We start from the raw sequence: 16,115 nt of genomic DNA, 5'->3' as shown, positions 1-16,115 counted from the left end.
GCCGCCCGGGGCTGGCCGTGGTGCTGGTGGGCGGCGACCCGGCCTCGACCGTGTACGTGCGCAACAAGCGCCGTGCGGCGGAAAAGGTGGGTATCGAGGCCTTTGACTACGACCTGCCGGCCGGCACCACCGAAGCGCAGCTGCTGACCCTGATCGACCAGCTCAATACCGACCCCAAGATCCACGGCATTCTGGTCCAGCTGCCGCTGCCGGGCATTCCCGACGCCAGCCGCCTGATCCACCGCATTGACCCGCGCAAGGACGTCGACGGCTTCCACCCGGAAAACGTCGGCCATCTCGCCCTGCGTGAATTCGGCCTGCGCCCGTGCACTCCGCGTGGCATCACCACGCTGCTGGGCCACACCGACCAGCCCGTGCGCGGCCGCAACGCCACCATCGTCGGCGTCAGCAACCATGTGGGCCGCCCCATGGGCCTGGAGCTGCTGATCGCCGGCTGCACCGTGACCAGCTGCCACAAGTTCACCCCCAAGGACGTGCTGGAACAGGCCGTGCGCAACGCCGACATCCTGGTGGTGGCGGTTGGCCGCCCGGGCATCGTGCCGGGTGAATGGGTGAAGCCGGGCGCGGTGGTGATCGACGTCGGCATCAATCGCCTGGACGACGGCCGTCTGGTCGGCGACGTTGGTTTCGAGGCCGCCGCCGAGCGCGCCAGCTGGATCACCCCGGTCCCGGGCGGGGTAGGGCCGATGACCGTGGCCACCCTGATGCAGAACACCATCGAGGCCGCCGAAGCGGCCGCCTGAATGGTGTGGGCGGACGCGACACAGCGTCGCATCCGCCCCCTGCCCATCGGGGGCAAATCAGGGTAAAATGTCGCGCTTCCCCACATCTCGGGTATGCCGATGCTGCGCATCCAGGCTGAAGCACTCACTTACGACGACGTCTCGCTCGTCCCCGCTCATTCCACGATCCTGCCCAAGGACGTCAGCCTGGAAACGCGCCTGACGCGCGACCTGAAGCTGAAACTGCCGATCCTCTCGGCCGCCATGGACACCGTCACCGAAGCACGCCTGGCCATCGCCATGGCCCAGCTCGGCGGCATGGGCATCATCCATAAGAACCTCACGCTTGAACAGCAGGCCGCCGAAGTGGCCAAGGTCAAGAAGTTCGAGGCCGGTGTCATCCGGGAACCGGTCACGGTCGGCCCGGAAACCACCATCCGTGACGTGCTGGCACTGACCCGCGCGCACAACATCTCCGGCGTGCCGGTGGTGGGCAGCGACGGCCTGCTGGCCGGCATCGTCACCCACCGCGACATGCGCTTTGAAACCGAACTGGACGATCCGGTCCGCCACATCATGACCAAGAAGGACCGCCTGGTCACGGTCAAGGAAGGCGCTGCCTCGGACGAAGTGCTGCAGCTGCTGCACCGCAACCGCATCGAAAAGGTGCTGGTGGTCAACGATGCCTTCGAACTGCGTGGCCTGATCACGGTCAAGGACATCCAGAAGAACACCGACTACCCGAACGCCGCCAAGGATATCGCCACCCGCCTGCTGGTCGGCGCGGCCGTTGGCGTCGGTGGTGACACCGACCGCCGCGTCGAAGCGCTGGTGGCGGCGGGCGTGGACGTGATTGTGGTCGACACCGCGCACGGCCACTCGCAGGGCGTGCTGGACCGCGTCAGCTGGGTCAAGAAGAACTTCCCGCAGGTGCAGGTCATCGGTGGCAACATCTGCACCGGCGAAGCCGCGCTGGCGTTGCTGGACAGCGGCGCAGACGCAGTCAAGGTCGGCATTGGCCCCGGTTCGATCTGCACCACCCGCGTCGTCGCCGGCGTCGGCGTGCCGCAGGTCACCGCCATCGACCTCGTCGCTGAAGCCCTGCAGGACCGCATCCCGCTCATCGCCGACGGTGGCATCCGCTACTCCGGCGACATCGGCAAGGCGCTGGCCGCCGGTGCCTCGACCATCATGGTCGGTGGCCTGCTGGCCGGTACCGAGGAATCGCCGGGTGAGACCGAACTGTTCCAGGGTCGCTCGTACAAGAGCTACCGTGGCATGGGTTCGCTGGCCGCGATGGAAAAGGGGTCCAAGGACCGTTACTTCCAGGATTCGTCCAGCGCCGACAAGCTGGTGCCGGAGGGCATCGAAGGTCGCGTGCCGTACCGTGGTCCGGTCGGCGGAATCATCCACCAGCTGATGGGCGGCCTGCGCGCCACCATGGGCTATGTGGGTTGTGCCACCGTCGACGAAATGCGCACCCAGCCCAAGTTCGTCAAGATCAGCGGGGCAGGGCAGCGTGAGAGCCACGTCCACGACGTGCAGATCACCAAAGAACCGCCGAACTACCGCGCCTGATGCGCCGGTGAGCAAAGAGGAACGAGGAAGCCACTTCCCGTTCCTCTTTCTCTATCCGCCATCTGTTGCACACATCGCTTTTCGTATTCACCACTGCATTGCCGGGCGTCATGACCAACATCCATAACGACAAGATCCTCATCCTCGATTTCGGCGCGCAGTACACCCAGCTGATCGCCCGCCGCATCCGCGAGATCGGCGTGTACTGCGAAATCTGGGCATGGGACCACGACCCGGCTGAAATCGCCGCTTTCGGTGCCAAGGGCATCATCCTCTCCGGTGGCCCGGAATCGACCACCCTGCCTGGCGCGCCTGCCGCGCCGCAGGAAGTGTTCGACAGCGGTCTGCCGATCTTCGGCATCTGCTACGGCATGCAGACTCTGGCCGCACAGCTGGGTGGTGCGACCGAAGCTGCTGACCAGCGCGAATTCGGTCATGCCGAAGTCAACGTGATCAATCCGGATGCGCTGTTCTCCGGCCTGAGCGACCACGGCGGCGAGCCGCGTCTTAACGTGTGGATGAGCCACGGCGACCACGTCTCCCAGGCTCCCCCGGGCTTCACCATCACCGCCACCACCGACCGTATTCCCGTTGCCGCCATGGCCAACGAGGAAAAGCGCTGGTACGGCGTGCAGTTCCACCCGGAAGTGACCCATACCCTGCAGGGCCAGACCCTGCTGCGTCGCTTCGTGGTTGACGTGTGCGGCTGCCAGACCCTGTGGACCGCCGCCAACATCATCGAAGACCAGATCGCCCGCGTGCGCGAGCAGGTCGGCGATGACGAAGTGATCCTCGGCCTGTCCGGTGGCGTCGACTCGTCGGTCGTCGCGGCGCTGCTGCACAAGGCGATTGGTGACAAGCTCACCTGCGTGTTCGTCGACACTGGCCTGCTGCGCTGGCAGGAAGGCGACCAGGTGATGGCGATGTTCGCCGAGCACATGGGCGTCAAGGTGATCCGCGTCAACGCGGCTGATCGTTATTTCGCCAAGCTGGAAGGGGTCAGCGATCCGGAAGCCAAGCGCAAGATCATCGGCAACCTGTTCGTCGACATCTTCGACGAAGAGTCCAACAAGCTCAGCAACGCGAAGTGGCTGGCGCAGGGCACCATCTACCCGGACGTGATCGAGTCGGCCGGCAGCAAGACCGGCAAGGCCCATGTCATCAAGAGCCACCACAACGTGGGCGGCCTGCCGGAACACATGAAGCTGGGCCTGGTGGAACCGCTGCGCGAGCTGTTCAAGGACGAAGTGCGTCGCCTCGGCGTCGAACTCGGCCTGCCGCGCAGCATGGTCTATCGCCACCCGTTCCCGGGCCCGGGCCTGGGCGTGCGCATCCTTGGCGAAGTGAAGCGTGAGTACGCCGAGCTGCTGGCCAAGGCCGATGCCATCTTCATCGACGAACTGCGCAAGGCCGACCTGTACGACAAGACCAGCCAGGCCTTCGCCGTGTTCCTGCCAGTGAAGTCGGTCGGCGTGGTCGGCGACGCACGCGCCTACGAGTGGGTGATCGCACTGCGCGCGGTGGAAACCATCGACTTCATGACCGCGCATTGGGCGCACCTGCCGTACGACTTCCTTGGCACCGTGAGCAACCGCATCATCAACGAACTGCGCGGCGTTTCCCGCGTTGTCTACGACATCTCCGGCAAGCCGCCAGCGACGATCGAGTGGGAATAATCCTGCTGTTGAATGACAAGGGCACCGAAAGGTGCCCTTGTTGTTTCGGAGGGGTAGGGTCGGTCGACAGACGACCGCCGTGAACCTCTCAACGTTCTGTAACGCATGACCTGAAACGAAACGGTGCCGACGGTCAGCGGCCAACCCAATGACCGGCAACGTCGAACGACAGCTTTTTATGATGACGAATGGAAAGAAGCTGCACCTCACCATCCATACAGGCATACAGCATCACGTAGTCAGCCATCAGGTACTCGCGCACTGAGCCGTGTTCCAATACCGGGGTCGCGCGTCCTCTCAATCGAGACGCTGCCTGTATTGCCTCTACCGAGCGGGCTGGGACATCCAGCAAGGTGCGTCCCATGGCGGGGAAAAGCCGAAGATTCGGTATGACAGTAGCGATGAGTTCTTCAAGCAATGCGTCGAACCCAGCCAACGCTTCATTCGCGTCAAGAAAGTCCTCGATGCCACGAAGATTTCGCTTGAAGTTGGCGGTGATCCTGACGATGCATCCATCTTTCGCAACGTTCAACGCCGGTCACCTCTTGGATTCAGCGCGCCGCCGCTTGATGGCCTCAAGGGCGGGGAGGGCATCTTCCACGTTGCCTGCCGCCACATCGTCCAGACCTCTGCTTGCGTCTTCGAGGAGCAGGAGATGGATGCGTTCCCGCTCCAATTGGTGGTAATAGTCCAGGCGCTGCGCATCGATGATGGCCACGTAGCTTTCTCCATTCTTGGTCACAATTTTTTCTGCGCCGGCTTTCACTTGTTCAGCCAGCTCCGAGAGGTTCGCCCGGGCCTGGGATAACGAGACGACATCACGTGCTGAGATGGCCATACCGCTCACCGAATGGAATGTGTGCGGAATTGTGTACGCAATAAGCGCGTTGTGTCGAGTCGGAGTGTCGGTATTGACCCACAGACTACCTACTAGTAGAATGAGTGCCATGCAGTCCGAACTCTCCCCCAAAGCGACCGAAATCGTCAGCCACGCTCGTGCTCTGCTTGCGGCCGGTGGCTACAACGGCTTCAGCTATGCGGACATCGCCGAGCGGGTCGCCATCAGCAAGGCCAGCATCCACCACCACTTCCCCAGCAAGGCCGAACTGGTACGCACGGTCGTGGTGCTGTATCGCGCCGAAGCGCGTGATGGCCTGGCCCTGCTTGATCGCCAGCTGGCTGATCCCCTGCGCGAACTGCAGGCGTACGTCGACTACTGGTCAGCTTGCATAGCTGGCGGCACGTCCTCGTTCTGCATCTGCGCGATGCTGGCTGCAGAACTTCCGCTGATTCCACCGGAGATCGCCACCGAGGTGCGTGGGCATTTCGAGGACCTGACCGGGTGGCTGGCGCTGACCTTGGAGAAGGGTGCGGCGCAGGGCCAACTGCTGCTGCAGGGGAGCCCGGAAGACGAGGCCAAGGCGTTCATGTCCGCTGTCCATGGTGCCATGCTGGCGGCACGTGGCTTTGGCGACGCCAACACCTTTGCAGCGCTGGCAAAGCTCCAGATCGCGCGTTTGACCCCAGCAAACTGAAGCCACGACGGGCCTGCCATTGGCGGGCCTTTTCTACAAATGACGGACCTACCTACTAGTAGGTTTATTGCAGGCAACTGGAGATTCCGATGACTCACCCACTTTCTGCCCTCGGCGTACTGCACACCGCGCTCAGCCTGATCCCCCTGGTCGCCGGCGCGTACGGATTCGTCCGCCATCGCGCGATCGATCCAGCTACACGCTCTGGCAAGGTATATCTCAGCGGCTTGGTGCTTTCGGTGCTGTCGTCCCTCACTGTTTCGAGTACCGGCGGACTCAATCTAGGGCACGCGTTCGGCGTGATCGTCCTGCTGATCGCATTCGGCGGTGTACTTGCGACACGGTTGCGCTGGCTGGGTAAACTCGCGCCGTACCTGTCCACGTTCGCGCTGTCTTTCAGTTTCCTGTTGTCACTGGTGCCCGGCACCAATGAAACTCTGACACGCTTGCCCATCTCGCATCCCATCGCCGCTGCCCCGATGGCACCCGTGGTACTGCACGCGTTGCTGGGGTGCTTCGTGGTTTTCCTGGTGGGTTTTGCCGCGCAGTGCTGGCGTATCCGTGCCGGCAATGCCAAATAGCACCCTTGCAGGCAAGGATCTCCGGGTATAAGGTGACCAATATATTGGACACCAACGGGGTTTGTGCTGCTTATGAACCTTATCGACATAGGAAATGCCGTCCGGACCCGGCGTTCCGAGTTGGGTCTGTCCCAGGTGAAGCTCGCGCATCTGAGCGGGTTGTCGCGACAGACCTTGGTTGGGTTGGAGAATGGCACCCTGAGCGACCTGGGGGTAAACCGGGTTGGGCAGATAGCGGCCGTGCTGGGCCTGGACAGCCCCAAGCTGGATACGCAGGCGCGCCGTAAGAAGCGCGGCCTCTGGATGGCGGCCAAGACGGCCAGTGTCAGCTACGCAAGTGAACTGAGGCCTGAGGCGCTGGAGGAGGCATTGGTAAGTGGCGAAGTGCCCGCTCCATTTGCTCCCCATGTGACATATCTGCTCGACGAGGCACCCGTGCCAGTTGTCGTAATGGCTGTGGAAGAGGCGGCCTCGCATGCGCAGCTGCCACCCAGAAAGATCTGGCGAAACGTGGCGAAGCTGGCCCGTTCCTTGTCCGTGCATCGCCGAGTGCTGTGGGCATGAAGCCCGGAGTCCTGCCCGATGGCCCTTGGGAGAAGCTGTTCCCAAGGGCACTGCAGTTGATTGACGAGATCAGCACATATGGCGGCATTGCGGATCCGTTCTGGACACTGGGCGGAGGAACCGTGTTGATGTTTCGCTACAACCATCGGTTGAGCAAGGACATCGACATCTTCGTGCCCGACCCCCAGTATCTCGGCTTTGTCACGCCTCGTTTGAGTGATGCGGCAGCAGACCTGACTCAGGACTACACAGAGCAACCAGGCTCTTTTGTCAAACTTCAATTCGAGGAGGGCGAGGTAGACTTCGTTGCCGCCCCCAATCTGCTCGATGACGCTTGGGACACGTGGGAGATCTGCGGTCGATCGGTGAAGGTGGAGACTGCGCCCGAAATCATCGCCAAGAAGATGTACCACCGTGGTGACAGGCTGACGGCGCGCGATCTCTTCGACTTCGCACTTGTGATCGAGCGTGAGCCTCAACAGCTTCTTGCTGCGACGCCGTTTCTCCTGCGCCATCGCGAGGCGTTCCTGTCGCAGATGCACGCGCCACATGCCAGCGTGCGCGCGGCGTTTGATGCCATCGCGGTTCTGGATTACGCGCCAAGTTTCGAGCATTGCGTTGCCCAGGTCGACGCGTTCCTGGGTGATCTTTAGCTTGCCTGCGTGCCGCCCATAACAGGATGGTCGGCGCGCGCTTCGTAGAGCACGACGAAGGAGTAGGGTCGGTCGATAGACGACCGCCGTGAACCCCTCAACGTTCTTTAACGCCTGACCTAAACCGAAACGGCAACGCCGGCCAACGGCCGGCGCTACCCGTTCCTCACATCGACATCGCCGCAGACTTGCTGGCCGACCGCTGCTGCTCCTCACTCTGCTGCCGCTGCTGATCCAACGACTGCTGCTGGTTCTGCGTCTGCAGTTGCTCCACACCGCGCTGCAACTCAGGCTGCGGACGGTCGTCTGTCGAGCGACCCTACCGGTTGGTCGGCGCGTCGGGGTCGTCGAACGTGCCGGGTTTTCGACGCGCGTGGCGCGTCGCTACGGGTGGTTGGGGCAGAGGGACCAGGCGGCGGCGCACTTGGTCAATCCGAACTCGCGGATGGCTTCGGCGGAGATGGGGTCCAGGTGCAGTTCCACGTACATCTCCATCAGGTCGCGCCACACGTAGGCCACGGTGTGTCCTTCGGCCAGCACGGCGTCCTGGAATTCTTCCAGTAGATCCAGTTGGGTCATCGTTCCAATCCTCGCCCGGGCGCAACGCGTGCGCCCGGGATTACATGGGGTCAGGTGATTCTCGAGCGAGGCGCATCGATACGCCTCGCTGATCAGCGCGTGGTTTCCATCTCGCTGTCGGCGAAGCAGATTTCCGTCTGCAATCCTCTGGCCGAGATCGTGCTCAAACGCTCGAGCGCGCCCTCTACCGTGATCAACACGGACGTCGCTGACGCCTCGACAGTCAGTCGTGCGGCGCTGCTTCTGAGTAACGGAGGGGGCGTGTCGCGATCAACGGAACGTGACGCGCTCTCATCGCAATGCGGGCAAAGCGGAGTAGGGAAGTGCTGCAGATTGGGCACAAAGGCCCAGAGCTTCGGCATGGAAAGGCCTCCATCGGGGAAATCCCCTCGCCGGAAAGGCGAGGGGGTCGGGAGGTTCGAAGCCACGGTGGCAGTGGTGGGCGTATTTCCCCCGTTTGAGGGTGTTGTATTAGCCACCCTCCCGACCAGGGACGTACAACAGTATTTCCACCTTTGAGCTTCGACACTCGCGGCGAACAATGCGCAGGTTCGCGTTGAAAGAAAAGCCCCTTGTTTTCTGACAATTCCTAAGTTGCGTTGACATTGCTGAGCGAACGTCGCAAACGGCGCGGAATTCTTGTGATTGCGGTTCCATAAATGGGCGAAACGCTGAAGAAGCGACACTGTGACGTCGAAAATGGACGTGCGGAGATTCAAGCGTTTTGCAATTTGTTGCAGTGCTTGTTCTTCCCTCAGTGTCCGAAAACGTCACAGTGACCGATGCAGCCGCATTGCGCGACCTCCGCGGAGTTCCGGGCGCAGGTGGTGTCCGCTGTATGCAAGAAATGCGAGAGATGCGCGTGACGCGACGGCTGCGCGAGATGCGTGAGATGCGCGAGGCGCGGTAGGGTCGGTCGATAGACGACCGCAGTGAAGCTCACAGCGCCCGGTGACGAATGATCAGTGGCGAAAAGGCGATCTGCAACCAGTTGCAAAGGATTCAATCTGATACCGCGATCACATGTTCATTGAAGTGCGGTTTCGTTTTTTGTCATGCGTTACCGGTTGGTGCTGCGTTCACGGCGGTCGTCTTTCGACCGACCCTACCGGTCCCATATATCGCGATCGTGCGAGCGATCCGAGCGATCCGAGCCGCCCAAGGCGTTCAAGGCGTTCAAGGCATTCAGGCCACACAAGGCATTCAGGGCATCCCGAGCACAGTGAATCCCGCGAATGACATTGGGCCGACGCGACCCGCGCACCCCAACTTGACGCATCGTCAACCGCCCATCCCGCCAAGTTGACAGGCTACGGATTCAAGCCCAGCGCCCCGATCCCCACACTTTCCCCACCGCCGCAGCACACCGCCGCCGGCCTTGAATCCACCTGGGGAACCACATGATCAGCATTCCATTTTCAGCCGCCTCCCACACCCGCTTCGTCCGCGTTTCGCGCTGGGTCTGCATCGTTGGTTACCTCATCGCGGTCGCCGTCTTCGTCACCTCGGCGATCAGCGGCCACAACCAGGCCCAGGCGATCCTCAAGGATGCGGTGATGGTGCAGGCCCCGGTGAAGCTGGACAACATCGAGGAAAGCCGCCGCAAGGGCCGCACCACACTGAAGTACCACTTCAGCTACACCTTCGAAGCCAACGGCGTGCCGTACAAGGGGGGGTTCATGACCGCCGAAGACAGCGCGGACAAGTACCTGGAAGAAGACGCCCAGGTGCAGATCGCCTACGCCCGCAGCAACCCGGCCAACTTCGAACGCGCTGACCGCCTGCAGGGCATGCAGGGCCTGGGCGCGGTGCTGGGCCGGCTGTGCGTGGCGCTGGGCATGCTGGCGATCCTGGCCTTCGTGGTCCACCTGCTGCTGACCCGCAAGCTGATCGTGCCCAGGGAGCCGGCCCTGCCGGCCGCCTGATCCAGGCAGCACGAGGCCCGCGCGATGATGGTTGACACGGTTTCCGGCCACGGTAGGGTGGGCACACCTTCACCCTTCTGGTCTTTCTGCATGCCCGTTCCGGAGTTTTCGGACCTGTTGTCCCGCCACATGCGGCGGATCCGGGCCAGTGCAGGCGGTGTGGCCAGCGAAATCGGCATCAGCCGCGAGGCGGTCAACAACTGGCGCGCGGGCACCTCGCGCCCCAGCCGCCGCCACCGTGACCGGGTGCTGGCCTGCGCGAACTACCTGCGCCTGACCGAAGCCGAGTGCAACGCACTGCTGCAGTCGGCCGGATTCGAGCCGGAGTACCCGGCGGAAGGTGCGGACGAACCCGCGCAGTCGCCGCCGCCGCTCACAGTACCGGCGGCGGTCACCGCGTTGTTCGACCGCCTGCAACAGCTGCGCCCGTACCCCGTGGCGCTGCTGCTCACCCAGGCGCATTGGGGCCAGCCGCCGGAACGTGCGGCCATGCTGGCCGAGGCGGCGCGCCGATACGGCCAGGACCGTGTTCTGCACCTGCAGCCGCCGTTCCGTGCTGGTGAGGGCGACGAGGATTACTTTGCACTGCTGGCCGCGCAGTGCGGGCTGGAAGGCGTGAGCTCCGATGCCGGCTTTGAAGTCGCACTGGCGCGCAGGCTGCAGCAGCCGGGTCCGTCGTTCTGTCTGGTCAGCCGCTTTGAACAGGGCGCAGCCGGTCCGCGCGACGTGCTGGCCGGCATTCTGCGCAGCCTGAGCGAAATGCATAGCGGCAAGCTGCACCTGCTGATCTGTGGCGGTGCGGCGCTGGCCGATCTGAAGTACCAGGGCGGCGATCTTTCGCTGCTCAACATTGCGGCTACCGAGAGCTGGCCCGAGCTGTGTGTGAACGATCTGCAGCGGCACGCAACGGGCCTTTCGGACCCGATTCTGCAACGCGCACTGCACGTATCCGGTGGGCACCCGCTGCTGGCCCAGGCCGCATTGAACCTGTTGGCCGGGCAGGGGAGTGATGGCCTGGACGATGCCGCGCTCGACCAGACCCTTTCGACGCATCCGCGTCTGTGGGAAGCGTTGCTGCCGATTCTGCGCGAGCCCGGTGCCCGCGCGACGGTCAATGGCTGGCTGCCGCGCGAACGCATCGCCCCCGCACGCCCGTATCTGATGGATCCGCTGCTGCGGCAGCTGTACTGGGAAAACCTGTTGGCCGCACGCAGCCACGCCGACGGAGCCTGGTTGGAATGGCGCTGCGAAGCGATCCGTTTGGCCGTGCAGCAGGTCAACGAAGGGCTGGAGGCCCAACCGGCATGATCGCTATTGAGGGATGGAGCGCCTGGCGCTGGGTGCGCCTGGCGCTGGTCATCGCGTTCGTCGGCTTCTTCGGCACGCTGTTCGTTGCCCCGTGGATCAACCCGTGGGTGCTGTGGAATGTGAAGCACGACGGCGAAAGCATGATGCTGATGCAGTCCGCGCGCATCGACACCACGCTTCTGCGCGAAGAGGCGCACGGCCGATGGCTGATGGACGGGCAATGGCCGCAACAGGTGAAGGTGCCCGGCGTGCACGACCCGGCCGAAGCCACGCTGGAGGCAGAGCTGCCCGCGCCGTTCGTGCTGCGCCTGCGTTTCAGCAACCGTTTCCCGGAGAACAGCGGACTGCGCGGCACGGTGCTGGAACACACGCTCGATCCGCGCACCGAGCGCTGGACCTGCCAACCGGGCGAGCCCTCGCCGCCCCAACGCTGGCTGGCCATGGACTGCCGCAGCAACAAGCCGTGGACGGCGGGACAGTGGCTGACGCTGATTCTGGTGCTGAGTGTCCTGGCTCTGGTCGGCCTCGGCGTGGTCTGGTGGCGACTGCGTCCGGAAGTGGCAGACGTCGCGCGCGAGCCGCGGACGCTGCTCGACCATCCGCTGCAGCGCCTGCCCACCTTCGACCGCCAGCTGGGCTGGCTGCGCCTGCGCGACCAGGTGCTGCAGCGGGCGGGAATCGCCAGCACGCGTTGGCGCGATGCCCTGCGCCATGTACAGGCCACGCCCAGCACGCGTGCCATACAGCTGGCGGCACGTATTGGTGCGGTGGACGCGGCGACGCGCGACTGGCCGTTGAACGGCATCGTGCGCGAGTGGACGCTGCCGGACACGCTGCCGATCGCGCTGGAGAAGCTGTGGCTGTACCTGCCCGACCCCGAACTGAGCGGCGAGTCGATCGTGCAGCAGCTGCGCAATCTGCCCAACGGACAGGACGTGGTGCTGGTGGTCAGCCCGTCAACGTCGGTCGAACCGGCGCTGATGCAGTACGCCGACGACCCGGCCAACCTGTGCGTGTGCCTGGACCAGGTCACCCAGACCCGCTGGCTGCTGCAGCCGGGCGCGCAGGAGACGTTGGTTGCGCTGCTGGCGCGGCAGCTCAAGGTGACCCGCATCTCACCGTATCAGACCCACGGCGGCATCACCCGGCCGACGGCGTTCTTCGGCCGCGAGTCACTGCTGGCGCGTGTGCTCAATCGCGAGCCAGGCAACTACCTGCTGGTCGGCGGGAGACAGTTGGGCAAGACCAGCTTGATGAAGGCGATTGAGCGTCGTTTCGACGGCCACCCACGCGTGCACTGCCAGTACGTCGCGCTGCGCGATCACCGCCTGACCCCGCGCCTGGCGCTGGAACTGGGCTTGGCCGAAGACAGCGGCATCGACGCCTGTGTGGCTGCGATGTCCGAACGCGCGCAGGGCCGCAGCGTGCTGCTGCTGATCGACGAGACCGATCTGTTCCTGCGCGCCGAGGCGGGTAATGATTACCCGCAGCTGGCCGCGCTGCGCGCACTCAGCGAGGAAGGCCGCTGCCACTTCATGCTGGCTGGGTTCTGGGATCTGTATGAAGCGGTGACGCTGGACTTCGCCTCACCGCTGCGCAACTTCGGTGAGGTGATCCACATTGGCGGACTGGAAGAGGCCGCCTGCCGGGCACTGGCTACGGAACCGATGGGGCGGCTGGGCGTGCACTTCGCCAACCCTGACCTGCCGCAGCGATTGGTCGCTGCCTGTGGTCGCCGCGCCAACCTGGTCGCGATTGTCTGCCAGTACCTGCTTGGCCAGCTGGCGCGCGGACAGCGCGTCATCGAGCCGGCGCAGCTCCATGCCGCGCTCACCGCGGAGCCGGTATTTGATGCACTGGCCGGCTGGGCACGGTTGAGTCCGGACCCGGTAGCCTGCCGGATCGATCGCATCGTGGTGTACCGTATCGCCAGCGCCCAGCTTGGGCCGGGCGGGGCGCAGGGGGTTACGCTGCTGCAACTGCTGGCGGGTTTTGATGCCGCCGGCGTGAAGGTGGACCCGGAGCAGCTGCGGCATTCACTGGCCCGGTTGCAGCTGGCCTACGTGATCCGGCGTGAGAACGAAGGCGTGCAGTACGTGTTTGCGGTGCCGTTGTTTGCCACGCAGTTCCAGCGGGAGGAAGTGGAGGCCTTGCTGCAGCGTGAGTTAGAGGCGTGGGCAACCCCCTGAACGCGTTGGAATGATCACGCTCCGCGTAGCCTCGGTGCAATGATCCCCGTAGAGCCACGCCCTGCGTGGCTGGGGCGTGTCCAGCACCGCGTAGCCACGCAGGGCGTGGCTCTACGTCGACCTAATCGTGACGGACTTCCAACTCAGCGCTGTCCCTTTCTGAGATAGTCCTTCCAAGCACGTCTCAATTGGAAACACATGCGTCACCCCCAGGAGTTATCGGTCGCACAGATCACTGCCGTGCTGGCCCAGGCCTACGACGTGCACGCCGAGCAGGTGGTGCAACGCCCCGCTGGTGCCGACGCCGGTGCCACCGTGTACCAGGTCGTTGCGCGCGATGGGGCACGCTGGTGGCTGAAGTGCCGTCGCTACGCCGTGGGGGACGCGGTATGGAAGGTCCTCCAATATCTGCGCACCGAGCTGCAGCTGAGCGAGGTGGCCGCCCCGCTGACCACCCGCAACGGTGCACCGGCGGTTCTGGCCGATGGCCTGCAGTGGACTCTGTTTCCCTACATTGAAGGTCAATCCGGCTTCGAAGCCGCGCTCTCACGCGAGCAATGGCATCGACTTGGCCAGGTGCTGCGCAGCGTGCATGAAGCTTCCGTGCCCGCCGCGCTCCTGGCTCCGCTGGCGCAGCCGCAACTGGAAGACGAACCGGCCGTGGAGCGGGTAGGGGCGTGGCTGCAGGGCGGTGACGCCCAGTGGCAGATTTCCGACGAACTGGCCGAACGCTACCGCCAGACCTGGCGGCTTTACCGACCGTTGATTGCCGACGTATGGCAGCGCTGCGTGCAGCTGCGTGCGCGCCTCGCCGGTCAAACCGCCGCCGTCGTGCTCTGCCACGGCGACGTGCACGCGGGCAATGTGCTGCTGCGGCCTGACGGCGGTCTGTGCCTGATCGACTGGGACGGCATGCTGCGCGCCCCGCGCGAGTGCGACCTGATGTTCATCGGAGCCGGCGTCGGCGGCCGCTGGGGCCGCGATGACCCGCCGGGCTTTGCCGAAGGCTACGGTCCGGTCACGCTCGACCCCGTCCGTCTGGCCTGCTACCGTCACTGGCGCATCCTGCACGACATCCAGGAGTTCCACGACCTGCTGCTGGAACCCGGCGCGGCGGCCCGTCCGCCCAGCCAGCGGCTGCAGGCATTACGTTACATGCAGGACCAGTTCGCCCCCAACAACGTAGTAGACGCCGCCGCCCGCAGCTGGGCCGCGGCCGGCGCAGCCCCGTAGTGACGCGCCATGCGCGTCTTCGCGGCCCAAGATGACATCACAGACCAAGGAGGGTAGTGCATGAAGGTCGCAGCCATTCTGTTCACGGCGTTCCTCCTCATCAGCGCCCCGTCATCCAGCGCCGAAGCGCGCCCGGAACCCACCCCGCAACAGATATTCGACCACTGGCTGTCCGCCTACAACAGCGGTGAACTCCAGCGCCTGCAGACAGTAATCGCCAGCTACAAAATGGAACACAGCGCGCAGCGCGACATCGATCTGCGCAGCTCGATGGGGCCATGGCGGCTGCTGGAAATGAGGTCGAGCACGCCCAGCATTGCCGAAGCCATCGTCAGTGTTGAAGCCAGCGAGCGTTCGTTGCTGGTGACGGTGAAGGTGGATGAAAGCGATCCCGGCGACGTGAACTTCTTCCAGATCGAGGGTGTAGAGACCCCAGCCGCATATCTTCCGAAACGCCTTTCACTTCGCGAGCTGAGGGCCGAAGCGAACCAGCGCCTGGATGCACTGGTGGTTTCCGATGCGTTGTCGGGTGCGCTGCTTGTCTCGGAGCGCGGCAGGGTCCTCTACCAGTGGTGGGGAGGGTTCGCAGATCGTCAGTCGACGCTGGCCATCACGCCGGAGACGCGATTCCGCATTGCGTCTTTGAACAAGATGTTTACTGCCGTGGCCGTGCTTCAGCTGGTGCGGGAAGGCAAGCTTTCATTGAACGATAGCATCCGTCGCCATCTTCCCGACTACCCGGACCCAGCCATCGCCGAGTCGATCACGATCCGCCAGCTGCTGAACCACACCAGCGGGCTGGGCGACATCTTCGGCGATGACTTCAGCAGCTACTCGCAGAGGCTGAAGACCCACTCGGATTACATCGCGCATTTTGGAAAGCGGGCACCCGAGCATGCACCCGGAGCCCAGGACGGGTATTCGAATTATGGTTACGTGGTCCTGGGTGCCATCATCGAGGCGGTGAGCGGGGAGTCCTATTACGACTATATCCAGAAGCACATCTACGCCCCGGCGGGCATGACCTCGACCGGGTCGGAGCCCGAGTCCAGCCCTGTGGCTGGACGGGTTGTACCCTACACGAAGGTGGATGGCCGTTGGCAGGTCGAGTCGGCGTCGTTGCCCTGGCGTGGCACAGCGGCGGGTGGCGGCTACAGCACGATCGGCGACCTGCAGCAGTTTGGTGACGCGCTGTTGCGTGGTGAACTGGTCTCAACCGCGCTGCTGGATCAGGCCACTTCGGCGCAGAATCACAAGCAGTGGTACGGATACGGGTTCATGGTCAGCGGTAATGGTGCCGCACGTCAGTTCGGACACGAAGGCGGCGCGTCGGGTGCCAATGCCGCATTCGTGGTGATCCCGAGCAGGCAGTATGTGGTCATTGGACTCAGCAACAACGATCCTGACGCGATGGAGAATGCAGTCAATTTCCTCACACGGCGGCTGCCGCTGGAGTAGGTGGTGTCCGCGATGAAGCCGCTCTGGCGTATGCTGCTGGTTAAGGACTGGCGTTGCTGGCATTCCTGCTGGGAACAGGCAACGTCCGGTAGT

The 16,115-nt window shown here is 64.0% G+C and carries 16 protein-coding genes; 12 read left to right on the top strand and 4 right to left on the bottom strand.

What is annotated here, in order from left to right:
- The 3 genes from folD to guaA form a co-directional block, all read left to right on the top strand.
- A partial coding sequence (folD, locus tag EGJ34_RS07475) for a bifunctional methylenetetrahydrofolate dehydrogenase/methenyltetrahydrofolate cyclohydrolase FolD (RefSeq protein WP_125359869.1) occupies window positions 1-764 on the top strand: 764 nt, incomplete at its 5' end.
- Window positions 765-863: 99 nt separating this feature from the next.
- Window positions 864-2,321, top strand: coding sequence for an IMP dehydrogenase (gene guaB / locus EGJ34_RS07470; RefSeq protein WP_125359868.1), 1,458 nt, complete (start codon window positions 864-866; stop codon window positions 2,319-2,321).
- A gap of 110 nt (window positions 2,322-2,431) precedes the next feature.
- Complete coding sequence (gene guaA, locus EGJ34_RS07465; RefSeq protein WP_125359867.1) at window positions 2,432-3,997, top strand: glutamine-hydrolyzing GMP synthase; 1,566 nt, start codon at window positions 2,432-2,434, stop codon at window positions 3,995-3,997.
- A 133-nt stretch (window positions 3,998-4,130) separates the two neighbouring features.
- On the opposite strand, the gene EGJ34_RS07460 is transcribed toward guaA, so the two are convergent.
- Entirely contained in the window at window positions 4,131-4,529 is a 399-nt protein-coding gene (locus tag EGJ34_RS07460; RefSeq protein WP_125359866.1) for a type II toxin-antitoxin system RelE/ParE family toxin, read from the bottom strand.
- A 6-nt stretch (window positions 4,530-4,535) separates the two neighbouring features.
- Window positions 4,536-4,835 (bottom strand): type II toxin-antitoxin system Phd/YefM family antitoxin, encoded by a 300-nt coding sequence (locus EGJ34_RS07455; protein WP_125359865.1) that lies wholly within the window; start codon window positions 4,833-4,835, stop codon window positions 4,536-4,538.
- 109 nt (window positions 4,836-4,944) lie between these two features.
- Between EGJ34_RS07455 and EGJ34_RS07450 the strand changes: the two genes are divergently transcribed.
- The 4 genes from EGJ34_RS07450 (at window position 4,945) to EGJ34_RS07435 (ending at window position 7,330) form a co-directional block, all read left to right on the top strand.
- The gene (locus tag EGJ34_RS07450; protein ID WP_125359864.1) at window positions 4,945-5,532 is read left to right on the top strand and encodes a TetR/AcrR family transcriptional regulator; all 588 of its coding nucleotides are present in this window, start codon (window positions 4,945-4,947) and stop codon (window positions 5,530-5,532) included.
- A gap of 89 nt (window positions 5,533-5,621) precedes the next feature.
- Entirely contained in the window at window positions 5,622-6,113 is a 492-nt protein-coding gene (locus tag EGJ34_RS07445) for a hypothetical protein (protein ID WP_125359863.1), read from the top strand.
- 72 nt (window positions 6,114-6,185) lie between these two features.
- Window positions 6,186-6,677, top strand: coding sequence for a helix-turn-helix domain-containing protein (locus tag EGJ34_RS07440; RefSeq protein ID WP_125359862.1), 492 nt, complete (start codon window positions 6,186-6,188; stop codon window positions 6,675-6,677).
- Complete coding sequence (locus EGJ34_RS07435; protein WP_125359861.1) at window positions 6,674-7,330, top strand: nucleotidyl transferase AbiEii/AbiGii toxin family protein; 657 nt, start codon at window positions 6,674-6,676, stop codon at window positions 7,328-7,330. Before EGJ34_RS07440 ends, EGJ34_RS07435 begins: the two co-directional genes overlap by 4 nt.
- Before the next feature lie 384 nt (window positions 7,331-7,714).
- Here EGJ34_RS07435 and EGJ34_RS07430 read toward each other — a convergent pair whose 3' ends face one another.
- Window positions 7,715-7,909: a hypothetical protein gene (locus EGJ34_RS07430; RefSeq protein ID WP_125359860.1), complete on the bottom strand. Its 195-nt coding sequence runs from the start codon at window positions 7,907-7,909 to the stop codon at window positions 7,715-7,717.
- Between the two features lie 92 nt (window positions 7,910-8,001).
- Window positions 8,002-8,271, bottom strand: a complete 270-nt coding sequence (locus EGJ34_RS07425; protein WP_125359859.1) for a hypothetical protein — start codon at window positions 8,269-8,271, stop codon at window positions 8,002-8,004.
- Window positions 8,272-9,309: 1,038 nt separating this feature from the next.
- Here EGJ34_RS07425 and EGJ34_RS07420 point away from each other — a divergent pair.
- From EGJ34_RS07420 to EGJ34_RS07400, 5 genes are all read left to right on the top strand, one after another.
- Window positions 9,310-9,834 carry a DUF3592 domain-containing protein gene (locus EGJ34_RS07420; protein WP_125359858.1) on the top strand — a complete coding sequence of 175 codons (525 nt, stop codon included), beginning with the start codon at window positions 9,310-9,312 and terminating at the stop codon, window positions 9,832-9,834.
- Window positions 9,835-9,924: 90 nt separating this feature from the next.
- Window positions 9,925-11,142 carry a helix-turn-helix transcriptional regulator gene (locus EGJ34_RS07415; RefSeq protein WP_125359857.1) on the top strand — a complete coding sequence of 406 codons (1,218 nt, stop codon included), beginning with the start codon at window positions 9,925-9,927 and terminating at the stop codon, window positions 11,140-11,142.
- Entirely contained in the window at window positions 11,139-13,331 is a 2,193-nt protein-coding gene (locus EGJ34_RS07410) for an ATP-binding protein (protein ID WP_125359856.1), read from the top strand. Before EGJ34_RS07415 ends, EGJ34_RS07410 begins: the two co-directional genes overlap by 4 nt.
- A 198-nt stretch (window positions 13,332-13,529) precedes the next feature.
- A complete protein-coding gene (locus EGJ34_RS07405) occupies window positions 13,530-14,564 on the top strand; it encodes an aminoglycoside phosphotransferase family protein (protein ID WP_125359855.1) in 1,035 nt (344 codons plus the stop codon).
- 60 nt (window positions 14,565-14,624) lie between these two features.
- Complete coding sequence (locus EGJ34_RS07400) at window positions 14,625-16,022, top strand: serine hydrolase domain-containing protein (RefSeq protein ID WP_125359854.1); 1,398 nt, start codon at window positions 14,625-14,627, stop codon at window positions 16,020-16,022.
- Window positions 16,023-16,115: the final 93 nt, after the last annotated feature.

It is taken from the genome of Stenotrophomonas sp. 278, from assembly GCF_003935715.1.
GTDB classification, from domain to species: domain Bacteria; phylum Pseudomonadota; class Gammaproteobacteria; order Xanthomonadales; family Xanthomonadaceae; genus Stenotrophomonas; species Stenotrophomonas maltophilia_AH.
The sequence above is the reverse complement of the archived record's forward strand: the minus strand, read 5'-3'. Positions and strand labels throughout refer to the sequence as shown.